The sequence below is a fragment of the Streptomyces sp. NPDC029138 genome (assembly GCF_055564375.1).
Genome location: NZ_JBVHWM010000010.1, coordinates 125,070 through 145,351, shown reverse-complemented (window position 1 = coordinate 145,351; position 20,282 = coordinate 125,070). Strand labels below are relative to the sequence as shown.

General features: G+C 72.9%; 22 protein-coding genes and 2 pseudogenes. 16 read left to right on the top strand and 8 right to left on the bottom strand.

What is annotated here, in order from left to right:
• Nucleotides 1-489: 489 nt before the first annotated feature.
• Entirely contained in the window at nucleotides 490-963 is a 474-nt protein-coding gene (locus ACZ4WH_RS12510) for a C40 family peptidase (RefSeq protein ID WP_468179462.1), read from the top strand.
• A 7-nt stretch (nucleotides 964-970) separates the two neighbouring features.
• Here ACZ4WH_RS12510 and ACZ4WH_RS12505 read toward each other — a convergent pair.
• Nucleotides 971-1,099 (bottom strand): annotated as a pseudogene (locus tag ACZ4WH_RS12505) (LysE family translocator); the annotation flags it as partial.
• 379 nt (nucleotides 1,100-1,478) lie between these two features.
• Here ACZ4WH_RS12505 and ACZ4WH_RS12500 point away from each other — a divergent pair.
• Nucleotides 1,479-2,291: a LysR substrate-binding domain-containing protein gene (locus tag ACZ4WH_RS12500; RefSeq protein ID WP_468179460.1), complete on the top strand. Its 813-nt coding sequence runs from the start codon at nucleotides 1,479-1,481 to the stop codon at nucleotides 2,289-2,291.
• Here ACZ4WH_RS12500 and ACZ4WH_RS12495 read toward each other — a convergent pair.
• Nucleotides 2,288-2,743, bottom strand: a complete 456-nt coding sequence (locus ACZ4WH_RS12495) for an ATP-binding protein (RefSeq protein WP_468179458.1) — start codon at nucleotides 2,741-2,743, stop codon at nucleotides 2,288-2,290. The genes ACZ4WH_RS12500 and ACZ4WH_RS12495 overlap by 4 nt on opposite strands.
• Nucleotides 2,744-2,956: 213 nt before the next feature.
• Between ACZ4WH_RS12495 and ACZ4WH_RS12490 the strand changes: the two genes are divergently transcribed.
• Both ACZ4WH_RS12490 and ACZ4WH_RS12485 read left to right on the top strand, forming a co-directional pair.
• On the top strand, nucleotides 2,957-3,817 hold the full coding sequence (locus ACZ4WH_RS12490; RefSeq protein ID WP_468179456.1) for a helix-turn-helix domain-containing protein: 861 nt from the start codon (nucleotides 2,957-2,959) through the stop codon (nucleotides 3,815-3,817).
• Nucleotides 3,818-3,826: 9 nt separating this feature from the next.
• On the top strand, nucleotides 3,827-4,048 hold the full coding sequence (locus ACZ4WH_RS12485; protein WP_365700981.1) for a DUF397 domain-containing protein: 222 nt from the start codon (nucleotides 3,827-3,829) through the stop codon (nucleotides 4,046-4,048).
• Between the two features lie 79 nt (nucleotides 4,049-4,127).
• Here the strand turns inward: ACZ4WH_RS12485 and ACZ4WH_RS12480 are convergent, their stop codons facing one another.
• Nucleotides 4,128-5,255 (bottom strand): 8-amino-7-oxononanoate synthase, encoded by a 1,128-nt coding sequence (locus tag ACZ4WH_RS12480; protein WP_468179454.1) that lies wholly within the window; start codon nucleotides 5,253-5,255, stop codon nucleotides 4,128-4,130.
• Between the two features lie 147 nt (nucleotides 5,256-5,402).
• Between ACZ4WH_RS12480 and bioB the strand changes: the two genes are divergently transcribed.
• From bioB to ACZ4WH_RS12460, 4 genes are all read left to right on the top strand, one after another.
• Entirely contained in the window at nucleotides 5,403-6,551 is a 1,149-nt protein-coding gene (bioB, locus tag ACZ4WH_RS12475) for a biotin synthase BioB (RefSeq protein ID WP_468179452.1), read from the top strand.
• On the top strand, nucleotides 6,544-7,824 hold the full coding sequence (locus tag ACZ4WH_RS12470; protein ID WP_468179450.1) for an adenosylmethionine--8-amino-7-oxononanoate transaminase: 1,281 nt from the start codon (nucleotides 6,544-6,546) through the stop codon (nucleotides 7,822-7,824). Before bioB ends, ACZ4WH_RS12470 begins: the two co-directional genes overlap by 8 nt.
• 1 nt (nucleotide 7,825) lies before the next feature.
• Nucleotides 7,826-8,542 (top strand): dethiobiotin synthase, encoded by a 717-nt coding sequence (bioD, locus tag ACZ4WH_RS12465; RefSeq protein ID WP_468179448.1) that lies wholly within the window; start codon nucleotides 7,826-7,828, stop codon nucleotides 8,540-8,542.
• Between the two features lie 471 nt (nucleotides 8,543-9,013).
• On the top strand, nucleotides 9,014-9,706 hold the full coding sequence (locus ACZ4WH_RS12460) for a class I SAM-dependent methyltransferase (RefSeq protein WP_468179446.1): 693 nt from the start codon (nucleotides 9,014-9,016) through the stop codon (nucleotides 9,704-9,706).
• Here the strand turns inward: ACZ4WH_RS12460 and ACZ4WH_RS12455 are convergent, their stop codons facing one another.
• Both ACZ4WH_RS12455 and ACZ4WH_RS12450 read right to left on the bottom strand, forming a co-directional pair.
• Nucleotides 9,707-10,081, bottom strand: a complete 375-nt coding sequence (locus ACZ4WH_RS12455) for a fic family toxin-antitoxin system, toxin component (protein ID WP_468179444.1) — start codon at nucleotides 10,079-10,081, stop codon at nucleotides 9,707-9,709.
• A gap of 4 nt (nucleotides 10,082-10,085) precedes the next feature.
• On the bottom strand, nucleotides 10,086-10,328 hold the full coding sequence (locus ACZ4WH_RS12450) for a toxin-antitoxin system HicB family antitoxin (protein WP_132788406.1): 243 nt from the start codon (nucleotides 10,326-10,328) through the stop codon (nucleotides 10,086-10,088).
• 192 nt (nucleotides 10,329-10,520) lie between these two features.
• Here ACZ4WH_RS12450 and ACZ4WH_RS12445 point away from each other — a divergent pair.
• The 8 genes and pseudogenes from ACZ4WH_RS12445 to mug all read left to right on the top strand — a co-directional run.
• A pseudogene (locus ACZ4WH_RS12445) lies at nucleotides 10,521-10,706 on the top strand (LLM class F420-dependent oxidoreductase); the annotation flags it as partial.
• A gap of 44 nt (nucleotides 10,707-10,750) precedes the next feature.
• Entirely contained in the window at nucleotides 10,751-11,176 is a 426-nt protein-coding gene (locus tag ACZ4WH_RS12440) for a GNAT family N-acetyltransferase (RefSeq protein ID WP_468179442.1), read from the top strand.
• Between the two features lie 172 nt (nucleotides 11,177-11,348).
• On the top strand, nucleotides 11,349-12,854 hold the full coding sequence (locus ACZ4WH_RS12435; protein WP_468179440.1) for a hemolysin family protein: 1,506 nt from the start codon (nucleotides 11,349-11,351) through the stop codon (nucleotides 12,852-12,854).
• Nucleotides 12,851-13,870: a hemolysin family protein gene (locus ACZ4WH_RS12430; RefSeq protein WP_468179438.1), complete on the top strand. Its 1,020-nt coding sequence runs from the start codon at nucleotides 12,851-12,853 to the stop codon at nucleotides 13,868-13,870. The genes ACZ4WH_RS12435 and ACZ4WH_RS12430 overlap by 4 nt, the downstream gene beginning before the upstream one ends.
• A 978-nt stretch (nucleotides 13,871-14,848) precedes the next feature.
• Nucleotides 14,849-15,637 carry an SGNH/GDSL hydrolase family protein gene (locus ACZ4WH_RS12425; RefSeq protein WP_468179437.1) on the top strand — a complete coding sequence of 263 codons (789 nt, stop codon included), beginning with the start codon at nucleotides 14,849-14,851 and terminating at the stop codon, nucleotides 15,635-15,637.
• A 10-nt stretch (nucleotides 15,638-15,647) separates the two neighbouring features.
• Entirely contained in the window at nucleotides 15,648-16,004 is a 357-nt protein-coding gene (locus ACZ4WH_RS12420) for a DUF4326 domain-containing protein (protein ID WP_468179435.1), read from the top strand.
• Nucleotides 16,005-16,063: 59 nt separating this feature from the next.
• Nucleotides 16,064-17,506, top strand: coding sequence for an adenylosuccinate lyase (purB, locus tag ACZ4WH_RS12415; RefSeq protein ID WP_468179433.1), 1,443 nt, complete (start codon nucleotides 16,064-16,066; stop codon nucleotides 17,504-17,506).
• 38 nt (nucleotides 17,507-17,544) lie between these two features.
• Nucleotides 17,545-18,108, top strand: coding sequence for a G/U mismatch-specific DNA glycosylase (mug, locus tag ACZ4WH_RS12410; RefSeq protein WP_468179508.1), 564 nt, complete (start codon nucleotides 17,545-17,547; stop codon nucleotides 18,106-18,108).
• On the opposite strand, the gene ACZ4WH_RS12405 is transcribed toward mug, so the two are convergent.
• Genes ACZ4WH_RS12405 through ACZ4WH_RS12395 form a run of 3 tightly spaced genes read right to left on the bottom strand, consistent with a single transcriptional unit; the run spans nucleotide 18,069 to nucleotide 20,191 of the window.
• On the bottom strand, nucleotides 18,069-18,512 hold the full coding sequence (locus ACZ4WH_RS12405; protein ID WP_468179430.1) for a hypothetical protein: 444 nt from the start codon (nucleotides 18,510-18,512) through the stop codon (nucleotides 18,069-18,071). The genes mug and ACZ4WH_RS12405 overlap by 40 nt on opposite strands.
• Nucleotides 18,513-18,557: 45 nt before the next feature.
• On the bottom strand, nucleotides 18,558-19,268 hold the full coding sequence (locus tag ACZ4WH_RS12400) for an ABC transporter permease (RefSeq protein WP_468179427.1): 711 nt from the start codon (nucleotides 19,266-19,268) through the stop codon (nucleotides 18,558-18,560).
• 2 nt (nucleotides 19,269-19,270) lie between these two features.
• A complete protein-coding gene (locus ACZ4WH_RS12395) occupies nucleotides 19,271-20,191 on the bottom strand; it encodes an ATP-binding cassette domain-containing protein (protein WP_468179425.1) in 921 nt (306 codons plus the stop codon).
• Between the last annotated feature and the right edge of the window lie 91 nt (nucleotides 20,192-20,282).

Below are 20,282 nucleotides of genomic sequence, written 5' to 3'. Positions count from 1 at the left end.
CGACCGGTGTATATCCAGATCGTTTTCCGGGCCTCCCGAGTTGCGCGGCGCGCGCGTCCATGAGCCGCCGGACAGTGCTTCGTCCCAGGTCGGGGGCTACGTCCGGGATCTGACGGAGGCTCGAACAGAGCAGTGTCCACCCGAACGGGTGAGTGGTGAGTAACGCCACAAATCCCCGATTCCGTTGGGATTTTCCGACAGTCGTGAGCCAAGATCCCTGTCTGACGACAAGCCCCCGCCACCGCGGCGGGGCGATCCGGGCGGACGCCGAGTCCTGCCGCCGCCCGGATGACCGGTCGACGGAGTGGATCGGCAGGAGTGGAGGACCCAAGCAAGGCGGGTCCCCGGAACGGATGTTCGTCTGTACGACATGGACGGGCGTCGGCTCCGGGCGACCCTTGGGGTGAAGCCGTGGCAACGCGGCCGGGCAACTTCGCCAGCCCGAATCCGACAGGTCATCCTTCACAGGCGGCTGACGAAGGGTTGCGCATGACTGCGCTCAATCGTGTCCCGTCGCTGATGGCCCGGGCCGGCACGGCCTCGGCCCTGACCCTCGCCGCCGTGGGCGGCTCGATCGCGGTGCCCGGCCTCGCCACCGACGCCTCCGCCGCGACCATGGCGACGAAAGCACTCAAGGTCGCGGCCTCCAAGAAGGGTGCCCCGTACGCGTGGGGAGCCACCGGGCCGCGCAGGTTCGACTGCTCGGGGCTGACGCTCTACTCCTTCAAGAAGGCCGGCAAGAAGCTGCCGCGCACCGCCGCCCAGCAGTACAACAAGACGCACCACATCTCCGCCAGAAGCCGCAAGGCGGGCGACCTGGTCTTCTTCCACTCGGGTTCGTACGTCTACCACGTCGGCATCTACGCCGGACACGGCAAGATCTGGCACGCCCCGAAGACCGGGGACGTGGTGAAGCTCGAGAAGATCTGGACGAGGAGCGTCTGGTACGGCCGGGTCAGCTGACCCTGTCTCAGGCCGGGAGCGGCTCCAGCAGCAGGGCCGCTCCCAGCGCCGTGAGCGCCACCCCGGTGCCCGCCCGCAGCCCACGGGCGGCCCGGGGCCGGCGCCGCCGTCTGCCGAGCCGGTCCACCAGCAGGGCGGCCATCCCTGCCGGAGCGGACGGGCGTCCCGGCCGCGGCTTCCTCCGACGCCTGGACGGGCCGCCGCGGCGCCCACAGGGTGCGCGGCCCGAACTGGAGCGCATAGGCGCCACCGTGACGTCGGCCACCGCCAGGGTGGTGTGCACGCGGAGCCCGCCCGGGGCGCCGAGCCACGACCCTCTGTACGACCCCACTCGCCTCACCGCGCTCATGGCGGTGGCGGTGGCCGGCTCGATCGCCCGGGCCACCGCATCGGCTCGGCTACACGCCGCTCACCCTCCGGCGAGGTGCTGGTCGCCCACGTCCGGAGGGTGCTCGACGAGCTGGAGCGGGCCCGGCACGAACTGGCGCGGCTGACCAGGTTCACCAGGGCGCGCTGTGGCTCGGCACCTTCCCGACCACCAGGGTGCACCTGCTGCCGCCCGTGCTCGGCGCGTTCCGCCGGGCGCATCCCGACGTACGCCTCTCGGTCGCGGACTACGGCCGCCGGCCGGGGTCACCGCGGTGGCGTCCGGCGAGGTGGATCTGGCGCTCACCCACACCTACCACCCGGCCGAGGCCGTCCCGGTGCCGGAGGCGGTACGGCTGGAGCCGGTCCTGGTGAAGGAGCCGCTCCTGGTGAAGGAGCTTCCTGGTGACCGCCCCGGGGCACGCGCTCGCCAGTGCCTCGTCCCGGCTGGCGCGGCGGAGCCGGCCCGGCAGCCGCCGATCAGCGTGGCGCCGCATGATGCGGTCCGGCGGGAGATCGAGGGCTCTGCTCGCCGAGGCGGGTGCCACTCCGGCGTTGCTGGTGCCGACGCCCGGGTACGCCGTGGGTGCGTGCTGGTCGGTGCCGGGCTCGGGGTGGCCGTCGTACCGGAGATGGTCGCGCGGACCGCGACCGCGCCGGTCGGGTTGCGGCCCCTGGAGGGCGGACGGCTGCGCCGCACGATCTCGGTGGTGTACCGCGCGGGCGAGAGGAATTCTGCGGCGGACGCCTTCCGGGCGCTGTTGCGGGGAGCGTTCGGGCGGCGCTTCAGGCCACGGCGTGCTGGCGGGTCGGGCGCGGATGGAGCGCGGCCGGCCGGTGCGCGTCGAGCAGTTCATCCAGGGAAGGGCGGCCGGCCGAGTGCGCCGGCCCGGGGGCCACGCTTGCCTGCCGTGCGCCCCTTGGCCGGTCCAGGAACGCCTCGGCCCCGCCCGGAGGGCTAGGGCTCCTGCTGGCCCGCCGGTACCGGGGCCGCCGGGAGCGTCCAGGGGAGTTCGATGGAGACCGTCTTGCCGCCCTCTCGGGTGGGGCGGATGCGGAGTCTGCCGCCGCACTCCGCGGTGAGCCAGCGGATGATGACCATGCCGCGGCCGTTGTCCTGCTGAACGGCGGCGGGCAGTCTCTTCGGGAAGCGGGGATGGCTGTCCGTGACGCCGATGCGCAGATGTTCGTCATGGTGCAGCGCGATGTCGACCGTGAAGGTGGGTGACTGGCCGAAGGTGTGCTGTACGGCGTTCGTGGCGAGTTCGGAGACGATGAGCCGCACGGTGTCGGCGACGTCGGTGTCGGACGGCAGGCCCCACTCCGCCAGGGTCCCCACGACGTACGAGCGCGCGGCCGAGACCGACGCGGGATCGCTCGGCAGAGTGACGGATGCTTCCAGGTGGTCTGCCATGGCGACGTCGTCCCTTTCCCACGGGGCCGTGGTCCGACAAGTGGCGGAGGGTTCGAGTACGGTCCCGGACTGGTGCTTGTTCGCCAGACTGCCACCAACGGTCCGGTCACGGGGGGCGATCCACCAAGATATGCATATATCTGTCGCTCGAAGCGGTGAACTCTGCGACGCGAGACCGTATGTGGGCGACCCGGAAGGAGTAAGGAGGAGCCCATGCAGAACGGTCCGGCGGTGCGCCGCCGCAAACTGGGCGCCGAACTGCGCATGCTGCGTACCGGTGCGGGGCTCACGAGCGGTGACGCGGCTCGGCTGGTCGGCTGGCACCAGTCGAAGGTGAGCCGCATCGAGACCGGGGCCAGCGGCGTGAAACCGGCCGATCTTCGGTTACTGCTCGACGCCTATCAGGTGCGGGACGCACATCTGCGCGAGTTGCTGCTGATGCTGTCGGGGTCGGAGGACGCGGGCGGCCGGCACCGCTGGTGGCACGCCTACCGCGGGGTGCTGCCGCCCACCTACCGCGACTTCATCAGCCTGGAGTCGCAGGCGAGCGCGATGCGCACCCTGGAGACGACGGTGGTGCCGGGCCTGCTCCAGACGCCGGAGTACGCCCGCGCGGTGACCCGGGCGGCCGTCAAGGACCTGGACGAGGACCGCCTGGACACGCTGGTGGAAGTGCGTCTGGCCCGGCAGGACGTGCTGCGTTCCGACCCGCCGCTATTGCTGAGCGCCGTACTGGACGAGGCGGTGCTGCGCCGCGAGGTCGGCGGTCCGGAGGTGATGGTCCGGCAGCTGGAACGGCTGATGGAGGCCGCCCGGCTGCCCCAGGTACGGCTCCAGGTGCTGCCGTTCGCGGCGGGGGCGCATGTCGGCCTTACCGGGCCTTTCGTTATCTTCTCATTTCCGAGCACTTCTGATCTGGACGTGGTTGTTCTTGACCAGTTGACGAGTAGCCTCTACCTGGAGCGGAAAGAAGACCTCATGGCCTACTCCGAGGCCTTCAACACCCTTCAGTTCCACGCCCTTTCCCCTGAGGAATCGTTGGACTACATCGCCGGGATAGGTGACGGCGCGTAAGGAGGCACCATGTCAGCTCTGCCTCGGAATGTCCCTGCCAGTACCGACCTGCATCCTGTGCGCTGGCTGCGCAGCAGCTACAGCACGGGAGCGAACAACTGCGTGGAGACGGCCCGGCCGCGCTCCGGCCCCGCGGCCGGACTGCTCGCCGTGCGCGACTCGAAGAACCCCGCCGGACCCGCGCTGCTCTTCTCCGCCGGCAGCTGGGCGGAGTTCGTCACCACGCTCTGATCAGAGAGGTCAGCACACTCCGATCAGAACCGATCACCCGTTCGTCACCCTCGTGCGACACACGGCCGTGTACGCCGACTCATGGTCGCGTTTCGCCGATGACTCGTACAGCGCGTTCGATCTCCGCCCCGGAGAGGTCAGCCCGGGCGGTCAGCCTCAGCCGTGAGATGCCGTCGGGCACGGAGGGAGGACGGAAACAGCCCACGGCCAGGCCTGCCGTACGGCAGTCGGCCGCCCAGCGCACCGCCTGCTCCGGGGACGGAGCCCGCACGGAGACCACCGCGGCGTCCGGACGCACCGCTTCCAGACCCGCGGCGGTCAGCCGTGCGTACAGGTCCGTGGCCACCTCGCGGGCCCGCGCCGCCCGTTCGGGCTCACGCTCCAGCAGCCGCAGCGCCGCTAGCGCGGCACCGGCCGCCGCCGGCGCCAGGCCGGTGTCGAAGATGAACGTCCGGGCCGCGTTGACCAGGTGGTCGATCACCCGGGCCGGGCCGAGCACGACCCCGCCCTGGCTGCCCAGCGACTTGGACAAGGTGGCGGTGACGACCACGTCCTCGGCGCCCGCGAGCCCGGCCGCGTACGGCGCGCCCCGGCCGCCCTCGCCCAGCACGCCGAGCCCGTGGGCGTCGTCCACGACGAGTCCCGCGCCGTGCTCCCGGCATGCCTCGGCCAGCGCGGCCAGCGGCGCCCGGTCCCCGTCGACGGAGAACACCGTGTCGGAGACGACGATCGCCGCGCCCCCGTGCGTGGCCAGCGCCTTGCGTACGGCCTCCGGATCGGCGTGCCCGACGACCTGTGTCTCGCCCCGGGCGAGCCGGCAGCCGTCGATGAGGGAGGCGTGGTTGCCCGCGTCGGAGACGATCAGCGAGCCGTGCGGGCCGAGCGCGGTGACCACGGCGAGGTTGGCGGCGTACCCGGAGGAGAACACGAGGGCCGCCTCGAACCCGCAGAACGCGGCCAGCGCCCGCTCCAGTTCGGTGTGCAGAGCGGTGGTGCCGGTGACCAGCCGGGAGCCGGTGGAGCCGCCGCCCCACGTCCGGGCGGCCTCGGCGGCTCCCTCGACGACCACCGGATGGCGGGTCAGGCCCAGGTAGTCGTTGCTCGCCAGATCGAGCAGCGGCGCGTCGGCGGGACGCGGACGCAGGGTGCGGACGAGTCCGGCGCGGCGGCGCGCCTCGGCCTGCTCGTCGATCCAGCCGAACGCCATGGGTCCTCCGGTGCTTTTGTAGGTAGCGGACAGACCCTAGCGGTACGACCAGCCGCCCATGGTGTGGCAATACCCACACGGTGAACCTGCTCCGTTGTGCGAAGTCTCCTTGGCCCGGGACGGTCCCGTAGGACAGGATCAGGCCTCATGGACCTGCTGAACACGCTGGTGGACAAGGGGCTTCGGCGCGAGCTGCCGACCCGCGAGGAAGCGCTCGCCGTGCTGGCCACCTCCGATGACGACCTGCTCGACGTGGTGGCCGCGGCCGGCAAGGTGCGCCGGCACTGGTTCGGGCGCCGGGTGAAACTCAACTATCTGGTGAACCTCAAGTCGGGCCTGTGCCCGGAGGACTGCTCGTACTGCTCCCAGCGCCTCGGCTCCAAGGCCGACATCCTGAAGTACACCTGGCTCAAGCCGGACGAGGCCTCCCAGGCCGCCGCCGCGGGACTCGCGGGCGGCGCCAAGCGGGTCTGTCTGGTGGCCAGCGGGCGCGGCCCGACGGACCGGGACGTGGACCGGGTCTCGGAGACCATCAAGGCCATCAAGGAAGAGAACGAGGGCGTCGAGGTGTGCGCCTGCCTCGGCCTGCTCTCCGACGGCCAGGCCGAGCGGCTGCGCCAGGCCGGCGCGGACGCCTACAACCACAACCTCAACACCTCCGAGTCCACGTACGGGGACATCACCACCACCCACACGTACGCCGACCGGGTGGACACGGTACGGAAGGCGCACGCTGCCGGCCTGTCCGCCTGCTCGGGTCTGATCGCGGGCATGGGCGAGAGCGACGAGGACCTGGTCGACGTGGTGTTCTCACTGCGTGAACTGGACCCGGACTCGGTCCCGGTGAACTTCCTGATCCCGTTCGAGGGCACCCCGCTGGCCAAGGAGTGGAACCTCACCCCGCAGCGCTGCCTGCGCATCCTCGCCATGGTCCGGTTCGTCTGCCCGGACGTGGAGGTCCGGATCGCGGGCGGCCGTGAGGTCCATCTGCGCACGATGCAGCCGCTGGCGCTGCACCTGGCCAACTCCATCTTCCTCGGCGACTACCTGACCAGCGAGGGCCAGGCCGGCAAGGCCGACCTGGAGATGATCGCGGACGCCGGGTTCGAGGTGGAGGGCGCCGACCAGGTGACGCTGCCGGAGCACCGGGCGGAGGCCGTGGGCTGCGGGGACACCGGGGGCTGCCACGAGGGCGGCGTCTGCGGGTCGGCGCCGGCGGTGGCGGGCGAGCCGCGGACCGACCTGGTCGCGGTCCGCCGCCGGGGCGCCGGGACGGACCTCGCGCCCAATGCCTGACCTCGGTGTGCCGGAACTGCTGGAGCTGGACCGGCGGCATGTGTGGCATCCGTACGGCCCGATGCCCGGGCGCGCGGAACCGCTCGTCGTGGAGGCGGCGAGCGGGGTCCGGCTGCGGCTGGCGGACGGGTCCGGCGAGCTGGTCGACGGCATGTCGTCGTGGTGGTCGGCCATCCACGGCTACAACCACCCGGTCCTCAACGAGGCCGTGCGCGAGCAGCTCGGGCGGATGAGCCACGTCATGTTCGGCGGGCTCACGCACGAGCCCGCCGTCCGGCTCGCGAAGCTCCTTGTCGACATGTCGCCTGACGGCCTGGAGCACGTCTTCCTGGCCGACTCGGGGTCCGTGTCGGTCGAGGTCGCCGTGAAGATGTGCCTCCAGTACTGGCGCTCGCTCGGCCGGCCGGGCAAACAGCGGCTCCTGACCTGGCGCGGCGGCTACCACGGTGACACCTGGAACCCGATGTCGGTGTGCGACCCCGAGGGCGGGATGCACCAGCTGTGGACCGGCGTGCTGCCCCGCCAGGTGTTCGCGGACGCGCCGCCCGCCGGGTACGACGAGGCGTACGCGGAGCATCTACGGGAACTGATCGCGCGGCACGCGGACGAGCTGGCCGCGGTGATCGTGGAACCCGTGGTGCAGGGCGCGGGCGGGATGCGCTTCCACTCCCCCGCCTATCTGCGGGTGCTGCGCGAGGCGTGCGACGCGCACGACGTGCTGCTGGTGTTCGACGAGATCGCCACCGGCTTCGGCCGCACCGGCGCGCTGTTCGCGGCGGACCACGCGTCCGTCGGCCCGGACGTGATGTGCGTGGGCAAGGCGCTGACCGGCGGATATCTGACGATGGCCGCCACCCTGTGCACCGCGCGGGTCGCCGACGGCATCTCGCGGGGCGAGGTGCCCGTGCTCGCGCACGGACCGACGTTCATGGGCAACCCGCTGGCCGCGGCCGTGGCCTGCGCCTCCATCGAACTGCTGCGGGGGCAGGACTGGCTCGCGGAGGTCAAGCGGATCGAGGCGGGCCTGCGGGCGGGCCTGGCGCCGGCGCTCGACCTCCCCGGGGTGCGGGACGTCCGTGTCCTGGGCGCGATCGGGGTCGTCCAGCTCGACCACGCGGTGGACATGAAGGCCGCGACCGACGCCGCCGTACGAGCGGGCGTGTGGCTGCGCCCGTTCCGCGACCTGATCTATACGATGCCGCCGTACGTCACCTCGGACGAGGACGTGGCACGGATCGCGCGCGCGGTGTGCGCCGCGGCGCGGGAGGGATGACATGCCGGTACTGGTGATCACGGGGACGGGCACGGAGATCGGCAAGACCGTCACCACGGCCGCCGTCGCCGCCGCGGCGCTCGCGGCCGGGCGCTCGGTGGCCGTGCTGAAGGCCGCCCAGACGGGTGTGCGGCCGGACGAGCGCGGGGACGCCGACGAGGTCGCGCGGCTCGCGGGCCCGGTCACGACCGACGAACTCGCCCGGTTCCCGGAGCCGTTGGCGCCGGGTACGGCGGCCCGGCGGGCCGGGATGGCGCCGGTGCATCCGCAGGAGGTGGCCGAGCGGGCCGCCAAGCTGGCCACCGAGCACGATCTGGTGCTGGTCGAGGGGGCGGGCGGGCTGCTCGTCCGGTTCGACGCGGCAGGCGGCACGCTGGCCGACGCGGCCGGGCTGCTGGGCGCCCCGGTGCTGGTCGTAGCGCAGGCCGGGCTCGGCACACTCAACGTGACGGAGCTGACGGCACGTGAACTACGGCGCCGAGGCCTGGAGTTGGCCGGGTTGGTGATCGGCAGCTGGCCCGCCGCCCCCGACCTCGCCACCCGCTGCAACGTGGCCGACCTGCCGGAGGTCGCCGCCGCCCCCCTGCTCGGCGCCCTGCCCGCCGGAGCCGGCACCCTCCCCCCCACCGAGTTCCGCACAACGGCCCCGACCTGGCTGGCCCCCCACCTGGACGGCACATGGGACGCGGAGGCGTTCCGGGTGCGAGAGGCGCCGTAGCCCTGCCGGGCCGGGGCGCCGGGGGGCCACAGCGCTGCCCGGCCCGGGCGTCGGCGGGGGCACCGCAGCTGTGTCTGGCGGCCGACGTTGGCGGGGCACCGCTGCCGTGCCGGGTCGCCGGCGCCTGCGCCTGCGGCGCCGGGTGGCCCCCTGAGTACGTGTGGGCAGCTTGCCCGGAAAAGCGCTGCCAAGCCCTCCGCGACAGGGACGGGCGCTCGCGCCAGGCTGGCCTCGCCGCGTCCGACCAGCAGGACCTATTCCCGCTTGCTGACCAAGCACGGAACAGCTCGCCCGGAACGACGCCGCCAGCCCTCCTCCACAGCGACCGACGGCCCCGTCAGCGTCGCCGCGCGCAGCCCTGCGGGACCTGACCCGGTGCCCCGCTGGGCAGGCCGCGGGCCGCTCGGTGGGGTGTGTCGGGGCGTGCCGGGGGACACTCTTCCTGAGGGCGTGCTGTCCAGGGAGGTTGCCATGCGGCTGCTGTCCACCCGTTCCGGCCAGGTGGCGCGGGGTCCCGTCCACCATCCGCTGTTCGCCCGTTACTACGCCCGGATCAGCGTCGGCGCCGAGTCCCGGCTCGGGATGGCCGGGATGCGGGAGCGGCTGCTCGCCGGGCTGTCCGGGCGGGTGATCGAGATCGGCGCGGGCAACGGGCTGAACTTCCGGCACTACCCCGGCACCGTCGCGGAGGTCGTCGCGATCGAACCGGAGCCGTTGCTCAGGCAGTTGGCGCTGGAGTCCGCGCTGCGCGCCGAGGTGCCGGTCGACGTGGTGCCGGGCGCGGCGGAGGCACTGCCGGTCAAGAGCGAGGCGTTCGACGCGGCCGTACTGTCGCTGGTGCTGTGCAGCGTGCGGGATGTCGAGCGGACGCTCGGTGAGGTACGGCGGGTGCTCCGGCCCGGCGGCGAGGTGCGGTTCTTCGAGCACGGGCGGGGTGGCGGCCGGGTGATGACGGTGACCCAGCACGCCCTGGACCGCACGCTGTGGCCGGCGCTGAACGGGGGCTGTCATCTCTCCCGGGAGCCGGTCGCCGCGCTGCGCGCCGCCGGGTTCCGCCTCGGCCCGCACCGGCAGGTACTGCTCCCGGAGAAGGGCCCGGCCCTGCCGACCTCCTACTGCGCGCTCGGCGTGGCCTGGCGGCCGAACGAGCCGGAGGCCCGCTGATCACAGGATCCAGCCGCGCAGCTCCCGCGCGATGTCGTCGACGCTCGCGGAGCCGTCCTTGACCAGCCGGGCGAGGTCCCGCACCTGTTCGGGCGTGGTGGCGACCTTCTCGCCGCTGGCGACCAGGTAGGCGTAGGCGACCGCCGAGGCGAACAGCGCGTTGGCCCGCTCCAGCGCCGGGACGTGGATCAGCAGTTGCAGCAGGGAAGCGGCGCGGGCGTGCGGGGTGTCGTACACGGGCACGCCGAATATCTCGGCCCGGTGCCGGGCGACGGCGGCGACCAGGGCGCCCCAGTCGGTGACCTGTGGATCTCCGGGGGTCTTCTGTTCGGCGAGCATGAGCAGCCAGGCGAGGTCGATGCTGAGATCGTTCAAGGGATCAGCGGCGGCCTTCACCGGCGTCGGTGCCGCGGGTCTCGGCGAACTCCTCGGCGAACACGGACTCGTACTGCTTCATGAAGTCGGCGGCGGCCTCGACGAACGTGCGGCCCGCCTCACCGGTGTCCTGTCTGACCAGCTCTTCGATGTAGCGGTTGACGCTCATCCCGCGGGCCAGGGCGCGCTCGCGGGCGGCGCGGGCGGTGCCCTCGTCCACGCGCACGTTCAGCTGGGTTTTCGCCATGCCTCGACGCTAGCGCCGGAATGCTAGCGGCGGCAAGGGCGCACGGAGGCACGGCACCGGACCCGCGCCTGCCCCGGCACCTGCGCTCGCCCAGGACCGCGGACCCGGTGCTCTTCCTCGCCGACGGGCGGATCGTGACCGAGACGGCACGGCCGACGGCCGAGGCCGTCCTGGAGAGAACGAAGCGGTTCGGAGCGTCGGCCCGGTCTGACCATGGAACAGGCGCCAGCCATGCCCCTCGTGCTGGCGGATCCGCTGGAGGAGGTCGTGGCGCGGGCGCAGCGGGAGCGGTTCGGGTTCTCGTACCTGACCGTGCTGGAGCCGTTCATGGAGGTGTTCGCGCTGGTGCTGGAACGGCTGCGCGCGGAGTCCGCATGACGGAATCCGAGGTGATGGGCGGGCGGATCTGATCATGATGAGGCATGACTGATCTACGTATACGCGCCGCCGTGTCCGACGACCTCGACGCCGTCCTCGCGTTCTGGAGGTCGGCCGCCGAGGGCACCAGCATCAGCGACGACCGCGCCGGTGTGGAGCGGCTGACCGGGCGCGACCCCGAGGCCCTGATCCTCGCCGAACGGGACGGCGAGCTGGTCGGCACGGTGATCGCCGGCTTCGACGGCTGGCGGTGCCATCTCTACCGGCTCGCGGTGCACCCGGAGCGGCGGCGGCAGGGCATCGCCTCGGCGCTGCTGGCCGCCGCCGAGGAGCGGTTCGTACGACTCGGCGGGCGGCGCGCGGACGCGATGGTGCTGGAGCGCAACGAGACCGCGCACCACGCCTGGCGTGCGGCCGGGTACGGGCCGGAGGAGCACTGGCGGCGCTGGGTGAAGCCGCTCACGGACTGAGACCAGAGGGCCGGAGCCGGGACCCGAGAGCTTCTTTGCTCATCCTTTACCCTTGACGGAGCACTCGGCCCTCTATGAAAGGTTGTGAGCGTCCGCCCATGGGCGAGCCTCCCAGTCCGCGACACCGCGCGTTCTTCCCAGCCCTGTCCGATCCTGGGACGGGGGTGACCCGATGACCGAAGTGCTCCTCCTTCTGGTGGCGATCCTGCTGTCGCTGGCCTGCGGCGCCTTCGTGGCGGCGGAGTTCTCGCTGACCACGGTGGAACGCGGCGAGCTGGAGCGGGCCGCCGAGCGCGGCGAGCGCGGTGCCGCCGGCGCCCTGAAGGCCGCACGGAACCTGACCTTCCAGCTGTCCGGCGCGCAGCTCGGGATCACCGTCACCAACCTGGTGGTCGGCATGCTCGCCGAGCCGTCGGTCGCCAAGCTGCTCGCCGGTCCGTTCCGCGCGATGGGTCTGTCAGGGACCACGGCGAGTTCGGCCGCGCTGGTCCTCGGCACGGCCCTGTCGACGGTGGTCCTGATGGTCGTCGGCGAGCTGGTGCCCAAGAACTGGGCGATCTCCTCGCCGCTGGCCATGGCCAAGCGGGTGGGCAGCGCCCAGCGCGTGTTCAGCGCCGCGTTCCGGCCCTTCATCACCCACCTGAACAACACGGCCAACCGTGTCGTGCGCCGGCTCGGGATCGAGCCCGCCGAGGAGCTGGCCTCCGCGCGCGGGCCGCAGGAGCTGGCCGCCCTCGCCCGGCACTCCGCCAAGAAGGGCGCCCTGGAGCCCGACACCGCCGAGCTGTTCGTCCGGACGCTGAACCTGGCCGACCTCACCGCCGAGAACGTGATGACCCCGCGTGTCCAGGTCGTCGCCCTGGACACCCAGGCAACGTGCGAGGACGTGGCCAACGCCACCCGGGCCACCGGCCTGTCCCGGTTCCCTGTGTACCGGGGCAGCCTGGACTCGGTCGTCGGCACCGCCCACATCAAGGACGTGCTGGCCGTCCCCGCCGACCAGCGGCGCCACCGCACGGTCGCCCAGGTGATGCGCGAGCCGCTGCTGGTGCCCGAGTCCCTGACCGTCGACCGGCTGCTGGACCGGCTCGGCGGCAGGCGCACCATGGCCGTCGTCATCGACGAGTACGGCGGTACGGCCGGGGTGGCCACCCTGGAGGACATCGTGGAGGAGGTCGTCGGCGACGTGAGGGACGAGCACGACCCCCACGAGACACCCGACCTCGCCCCCGCCGGCGCGGACGAGCGGGGCCGGGCCCTGTACGCGGCGGACGGCGCCGCCCGCACCGACCAGCTGGCGCGCGTGGGCCTGCGCGTGCCCGAGGGGCCGTACGAGACCCTGGCCGGCCTGGTCGCCACCGAGCTGGGCCGGATACCCGCCGCCGGTGACAGCGTCGAGGTGGCCGGCTGGCGACTGGACGTGGTCGACGCCTCGGGCCGCCGGGCCGCCCGGGTGCTGCTGCACGCGCCGCTGGACGACGAACGGCCCGTCGGGCCCACCGGAGCCGACCGTACCGCCGGGACCGCCCGGACCGCCGGGACCGCCGGGACCGATCGCAGCGGCGGGACCGATCGCAGCGGCGGGACCGAGACACGCCGTGGGACCGAAGGCCGCCGCGGGAACGAAGGACGCCGCAGGACCGAAGGACGCCGCAGGACGCGGGAGGGGACGCGATGACCGCCATACAGCTGCTGATCGGTCTGGCGACCCTCGTCGTCAACGCCTTCTTCGTCGGCGCCGAGTTCGCGCTGATCTCGGTCCGCCGCTCGCAGATCGAACCGCTGGCGCAGGAGGGCGACCGGCGCGCGCGGAGCGTGCTGTGGGGTCTGGAGCACGTGTCCGCGCTGCTGGCCGCCGCCCAGCTGGGCATCACGCTGTGCACGCTGGTGCTGGGCGTGGTCGCCGAGCCGGCCATCGCGCACCTGCTGGAGCCGGTGTTCCACGCGGTGGGCGTGCCCGTGAGCGCGGGTCACGCCGTTTCCTTCGTGATCGCGCTGACCCTCGCGACCTATCTGCACATGCTGCTGGGCGAGATGGTCCCCAAGAACATCGCGCTCGCCGAACCGGTACGCAGCGCGCTGGTGCTCGGCCCGCCGCTGGTCACGCTGTCCCGGGCGCTGCGTCCGGTGATCTTCGCGATCAACGCCTTCGCGAACGGGCTGCTGAAGCTGCTGCGGGTGGAGGCGAGGGACGAGGTCGCGGCGACCTTCACGGACACCGAGCTGGCCGAGATCGTCAAGGACGCCAGCGAGGCGGGCCTGATCGACAACCGGGCGCAGGAACGGCTGCACGACGCGCTGGAGCTGGGCAGCCGGCCGGTGCGGGACGTGGTCGTACCGCTGCAACGCGTCGTCTACGCGCGCGTGGGCGTCACCCCGGAGCAGTTGGAGCGGCTGTCGGCCGAGTCGGGCTTCTCCCGCTTCCCGGTGGTCGACACCGGCCGCCGGATCGTGGGCTACCTGCACGTCAAGGACGCGCTGGACGCCTCGCCCCAGGACGTGCCGTTCCGCCTGCGCGACATGCGGTCCATCGCCCGCGTCCGCGAGAGCACACCCCTGGACGACGTCCTCACCGCGATGCGCGGCAGCCGCACGCACTTGGCGGCGGTACTGGGCGACGACGGCCGACTGGCGGGTCTGGTGACGATGGAGGACGTACTCCGAGAACTCTTCGGCCAGCCGGTGCAGGGGTGACGACACGTGGTGGAGCGGGGCGCTCCGGGGCTGCATCGCGCGGCTGATCGGCGCGGCAGATCGGCGCGGCGGATGGGCGCGGCCGGGGGCTGAACCGGGCGACTGACGGGGGCGGGCTGCCGCGGGCTGCTGGCGGGGGTCCTTCCGACTGCGCGGGCGACTGACGGCGACGGGCTGCGCCGGGCGGCTGACGGGGACCGGTTGCCGCGGGCAGCTGGGCGGGGGGTGCGTCCGGCCGCCCAGGCGACTGACGGCGGCTTCAGGCTGCGGGGCGACTGACGGCGGCGGGCTGCGCCGGGCGGCTGGCGGGGGTCCTTCCGGCTGCCCAGGCGACTGACGGCGGCTTCGGGCCGCGGGGCGACTGACGGGGGTGCGTCCGGCTGCGCAGGCGACTGACGGCGGCTTCGGGCCGCGGGGCGACTGACGGGGGCGGGCTGCCGCGGGCGGCTGGCAGGGGTCCTTCCGACTGCGCGGGTGACTGACGACGGCTTCGGGCCGCGGGGCGGCTGAACGGAGGCGGGCTGCCGCGGGCAGCTGGTAGGGGTGCTGCCGGCTGCGCAAGCGACTGACGGCGGCTTCGGGCCGCGGGGCGGCTTAAGGGCCCAGGGCTGCCCAGGCCGCCGCTCAGCCACCCCTGCCCACGCCCAGCGCACCGGCGCCTCAGGTATAAACCCCCGAGCCGCACACAGCCCACCGGCAGCCCCATGCACAACCCCCGAGCCCGCACACAATCCCACCGGCGGCCCATCCCGCAGAACCCACCCCGCGCCACACACAGCCCCACCGGCAGCCCCAGCCCACAGAACCCACCCAGCGCCACACACAGCCCACGCACAGAGCCCGCCCCAGCCTCACCCGGTCCACCGGTAGCCGATCCCGAGCACCACCCCCGGCCCGCCGCCGGGTGGACGGCGTCGTACTGGATCTCCCGGGCCGACCGACCGGCGGGTATGGGACCGGGTTAGCATCTCTGTCGCCATGCAGACGAATCCCACTCCTCCCCCGTACACCAGCCTCGTCGCGATCGGCGACTCCTTCACCGAGGGCATGTCGGACCTTTTGCCCGACGGCTCCTACCGCGGCTGGGCCGATGTGCTCGCCGCGCGGATGGCCGCCCGCACGCCCGGGTTCCGGTACGCCAACCTGGCCGTGCGAGGGAAGCTCATCGGGCAGATCGTCGACGAGCAGGTGCCGGTGGCCGCGGCCATGAACGCCGACGTCGTCACCCTGGTCGGCGGGCTGAACGACACCTTGCGCCCCAAGTGCGACATGGGCCGGGTCCGGGACCTGCTCACCGAGGCCGTGGAACGGCTCGCCCCCTCATGCAGGCAACTGGTGCTGATGCGCAGCCCCGGCCGCCAGGGCCCGGTGCTGGAGCGGTTCCGGCCCCGCATGGAGGAGCTGTTCGCCTGCGTGGACGAGCTGGCCGAGAAGCACGGCGCCCTGGTGGTCGACCTGTACGGGGCGCCCGCGCTGGCCGACCCGCGGCTGTGGGACGTGGACCGGCTGCATCTGACGGCGGAGGGACACCGCAGGGTCGCCGAGGCCGTGTGGCAGACGCTCGGGCACGCCGCCGAGGACGCCGAGTGGCATGTGCCGATGGCGGCGACGGCCCCACCGGGCTGGGTCACGCGCCGGGTCGCGGACGTCCGGTTCGCCCGGCAGCACCTGCTCCCGTGGATAGGCCGCCGCCTGACCGGCCGTTCCTCGGGCGACGGCCTCCCCCCGAAGCGGCCGGAACTGCTGCCGTACGAAGCCGAGGCGTAGCCTCTCCGGCATGACCACGCGCGTCATCAGCGTCCGGGGCCGGATCCACGAGTTCGGTCCCCGGCTGGAGCACGCGCCCGCCGACGTGGTCTACGTCGGCCGCCGCTGGACGATGGGCGGCTGGGACCTCCCCCGGCACCCCCTGTACAACCCGTTCGCCTACGACACCCCGAAGAAGAAGCGGAACGGCACCCGGGCCGAGGTCATGGCCATGTACCGGGCGTATCTGCTGGAGCGGCCGGAGCTGCTGGATCTGGTGCCGGAGCTGCGCGGCAGGACGCTGGCCTGCTGGTGTGCGCCACAGCTGTGCCACGCCGATGTGCTGGCGGAGCTGGCCGACACGGAGGAGGTGACCGGGGTCTCGTAGTTTCCGCCGAACGCACCCATGGCGCTGGCCTGCACGAACCGCCAGTAGAATCTGGACACGTGACTTCTGCGCCCGCCAAGCCCCGCATCCCGAACGTCCTCGCCGGACGCTACGCCTCCGCCCAGCTCGCCACGCTCTGGTCCCCCGAGCAGAAGGTGAAGCTGGAGCGTCAGCTCTGGCTCGCCGTGCTGCGGGCCCAGAAGGACCTCGGCATCGAGGTGCCCGAGGCGGCGATCGCCGACTACGAGCGCGTGCTCGACACCGTCGACCTGGCCTCGATCGCCGAGCGCGAGAAGGTCACCCGGCACGACGTGAAGGCGCGGATCGAGGAGTTCAACGACCTCGCCGGGCACGAGCACGTGCACAAGGGCATGACCTCGCGTGACCTGACGGAGAATGTCGAGCAGTTGCAGATCCGGCTCTCGCTGGAGCTGATGCGCGACCGTACGGTGGCCGTGCTGGCGCGCCTCGGCAAGCTCGCCGGCGAGTACGCGGAGCTGGTCATGGCCGGCCGCTCGCACAACGTGGCCGCGCAGGCCACCACCCTCGGCAAGCGGTTCGCGACCGCCGCCGACGAGCTGCTCGTCGCCTACGGCCGGGTGGAGGAGCTGCTCGCCCGCTATCCGCTGCGCGGTATCAAGGGCCCGGTCGGCACCGCGCAGGACATGCTGGACCTGCTGGGCGGCGACGCGGCGAAGCTGGCCGAGCTGGAGAACCGGATCGCGCGGCACCTGGGCTTCTCGCAGGCGTTCACCTCCGTCGGCCAGGTCTACCCGCGCTCGCTGGACTACGAGGTCGTCACCGCGCTGGTGCAGCTGGCGGCGGCGCCCTCCTCGCTGGCCAAGACGATCCGGCTGATGGCCGGGCACGAGCTGGTCACCGAGGGCTTCAAGCCGGGTCAGGTCGGCTCCTCCGCGATGCCGCACAAGATGAACACCCGTTCCTGCGAGCGCGTGAACGGCCTCATGGTCATCCTGCGCGGCTACGCCTCGATGACCGGCGAGCTGGCGGGCGACCAGTGGAACGAGGGCGACGTGTCCTGCTCGGTGGTCCGCCGGGTCGCGCTGCCTGACGCCTTCTTCGCCCTGGACGGCCTGCTGGAGACCTTCCTGACCGTCCTGGACGAGTTCGGTGCCTTCCCTGCCGTCATCGCCCGCGAGCTGGACCGCTACCTGCCGTTCCTGGCCACCACCAAGGTGCTCATGGGCGCCGTGCGGGCCGGGGTCGGCCGCGAGGTCGCGCACGAGGCGATCAAGGAGAACGCCGTGGCCACCGCGCTCGCGATGCGTGAGCAGGGCGCCGAGCGCAACGACCTGCTCGACAAGCTCGCCGCCGACGAGCGGCTGCCGCTCGACCGCGAGCGGCTGGCCGCGCTGATGGCCGACAAGCTCTCCTTCACGGGCGCCGCCGCCGACCAGGTCGGTGTGGTCGTCGGCCGGATCGAGGAGATCGTGAAGCAGCACCCGGAAGCCGCCGGCTACACCCCCGGAGCGATCCTCTGACCCGCGCACCCCGCTCACCGCGCTTCACCCAGGCGGAACTGGAGGCCGCCCGCGACCGTCTCGTCCCGGACGTCGTCGCGGACGGCCTCCGCGTGCTCTTTTGCGGCATCAACCCGGGGCTGATGACGGCCGCGACCGGCCACCACTTCGCCCGCCCCGGCAACCGGTTCTGGCCGGTGCTGCACCTGTCCGGCTTCACGCCCCGGCTGCTGAGGCCGGCCGAGCAGCGGGAGTTGCTGTCGTACGGCCTCGGCATCACCAACGTGGTGCCGCGGGCGACCGCGCGGGCGGACGAGCTGACCGCCGACGAGTACGTCGAGGGCGGGCGGCTGCTGACCGAGAAGGTGACGCGGCTGCGGCCGAGGTGGCTGGCCGTGGTCGGCGTGACCGCGTACCGGGCCGCCTTCGGTGACCGGACGGCCCAGGTCGGTCCGCAGGAGCGGACGATCGGGGACACCCGGGTGTGGGTGCTGCCCAATCCCAGTGGGCTGAACGCGCACTGGACGGCGGCGACGATGGCGGAGGAGTTCGCCCGGCTGCGGGAGGCGGCGGGCCTGCCCGGTCAGGGCGGGTCGGTCTCCGTCACTATCCCGAGCAGCTGAAACGGCAGCTCCTTGTCCCACTGGGACACACCTATGGCGACCCAGCGGCCCGCCTCCGGCGCCCGCCACAGGTGGACGTCCGGGACGTGACCGCTGAGCCCGGCCCAGGGCTCGGCGATGTCCTCGCCCGTCATCGTCCGGTCGAGCACGCTGTACAGGCTGAAGCGCTGCGGCCGGCCCCACCGCTCCCCGAGACGCTCCGCGAGGCCGTCGCGGTCGGCCTCGTACTGCGCCTCCGTCTCGTCCCGTTCGCTGCCGTCGCCCTCCCAGCACTCCTCGCTCGTCTGTAAAGCGGCTATGTGATAGCCGGGCCCGCTCTCGCCGTGCTCCGTCCTGCCGTGCGCCGCGGGGAACTCCCGGGCGCACAGCAGGTCGATGAGGGTCAGGCACTTCGCGATGTCCATGGGATCCAGTAAAGCGGGGGCCACTGACAATTGGCGGTCCGTCAGTCAGGCGTCCCTGCGCCGCACGCTCCACCCGCCCGCCACCAGGGCCGCAGCCGTCCACAGGGCGGTCACCGCGAGCCCGCTCCACGGGCCCAGGGTGCCGTCCCAGGTGCTGTGCAGGGCGACTTGGCCGGCCCGGTCGGGCAGGAAGTCGGCGACACCGCCGGACAGGTCACCGACGACGAAGGACACGACCAGCAGGAACGGGATCAGCACGGAGAGGGTCGCGACCCCGCTGCGCAGCACGGCCGCGAGTCCGGCGGCGAACAGCGTCATCAGCGTCAGGTGCAGGCCGCAGCCGACGGCACCGCGCACGCCCTCGGCCCAGCCGGGAGCGGACGCGCCGAGCGCCGCCCGGCCCACCAGGAGCGTGACGAACCCGGTGAGCAGTCCGACGGCCAGCGCCGGCAGCGCGATCGCCGTCGTCTTCGCGGCGTACCAGCGCACCCGGTCGGGCACCGCCGACAGCGTCAGCCGCAGCGCGCCGCCCCGGAACTCCGAGGCGACGGCCGTCGTACCGAAGGCGATGGCGGCCACCTGCCCGAAGTTGATGCCGAAGAACACCGAGAACAGCGGGTCGGCGTCGTCGGCGTCGGCCGCGGCGAGCGCCGAGAACGCGGCGGTGGCGACGAGGACCGCGGCGAGGGCGCCCAGCAGGGAGCGCAGGGTACGGATCTTGATCCACTCGGCGTGGAGCGCGGGTGTGAACGACATGGTCAGGCCCCCTGGGGCTGTGCGGTGAACTCGGCCTCGGCCGCCGTCAGATCGAGGTAGGCCTCTTCCAAGGTGGCCTCGTGGGCGGAGAGTTCCAGGACGGGGACGCCCGCCTCGGACATCAGCCGGCCCAGGTCGTCCACGCGCGCGTGCCGTACGGTCCAGGACCCGTCCGCGTCCCGGGAGGCGTCGTGTCCGTGCCGGGCGAGGAGGTCGCCGAGGACGTCGGGATCGGTGGTGCGGACGCGGACGTGGGGCCGTACGCGCGCGTGGATGAACTCCCGCACCGGTGTGTCGGCGAGCAGGCGGCCCCGGCCGAGGATCAGCAGGTGGTCGGCGAAGGCGGCGGTCTCGCCCATGAGATGGCTGGAGACCAGGACCGTACGGCCCTCGGCGGCGAGCCGGCGCAGCAGTGCGCGGATCCAGATGATGCCTTCGGGGTCGAGGCCGTTGGCGGGTTCGTCGAGCAGGACGACCTCGGGGTCGCCGAGCAGCGCGGCGGCGATGCCGAGCCGCTGGCGCATGCCGAGGGAGTACGTCCGTACCCTTCGCCGCGCCACGGGGGCGAGGCCGGTCTCCTCCAGGACGGTGTCGACCCGGCGGGCCGGGATGCGGTTGCTCACGGCGAGGGCCAGCAGATGGTCGCGGGCGGTGCGGGAGCCGTGCGCGGCGCCCGCGTCGAGCAGGGCGCCCACCCGGCGCAGGGGTTCGCCGAGCCGCGTGTAGGGGTGGCCGCCGATCGTGGCGGTGCCGGCGGTGGGCCGGTCGAGGCCGAGGACGAGGCGCAGGGTGGTGGACTTGCCGGCGCCGTTCGGGCCGAGGAAGCCGGTGACCCGGCCGGGGCGGACGCGGAAGGTGAGGTGGTCCACGGCCCGCCGGCCGCCGTGGGCCTTGGTGAGGTCTCGTACGTCGATGCTGGTCATGGCAACAGCCTGGCGGGGTGCGGTGGTCGGCTCCTCCCCCGCCGGTGGAGACCGTCTCCCCCGTGCGGGGGAGGTCCGTTGTCAGTGGCGC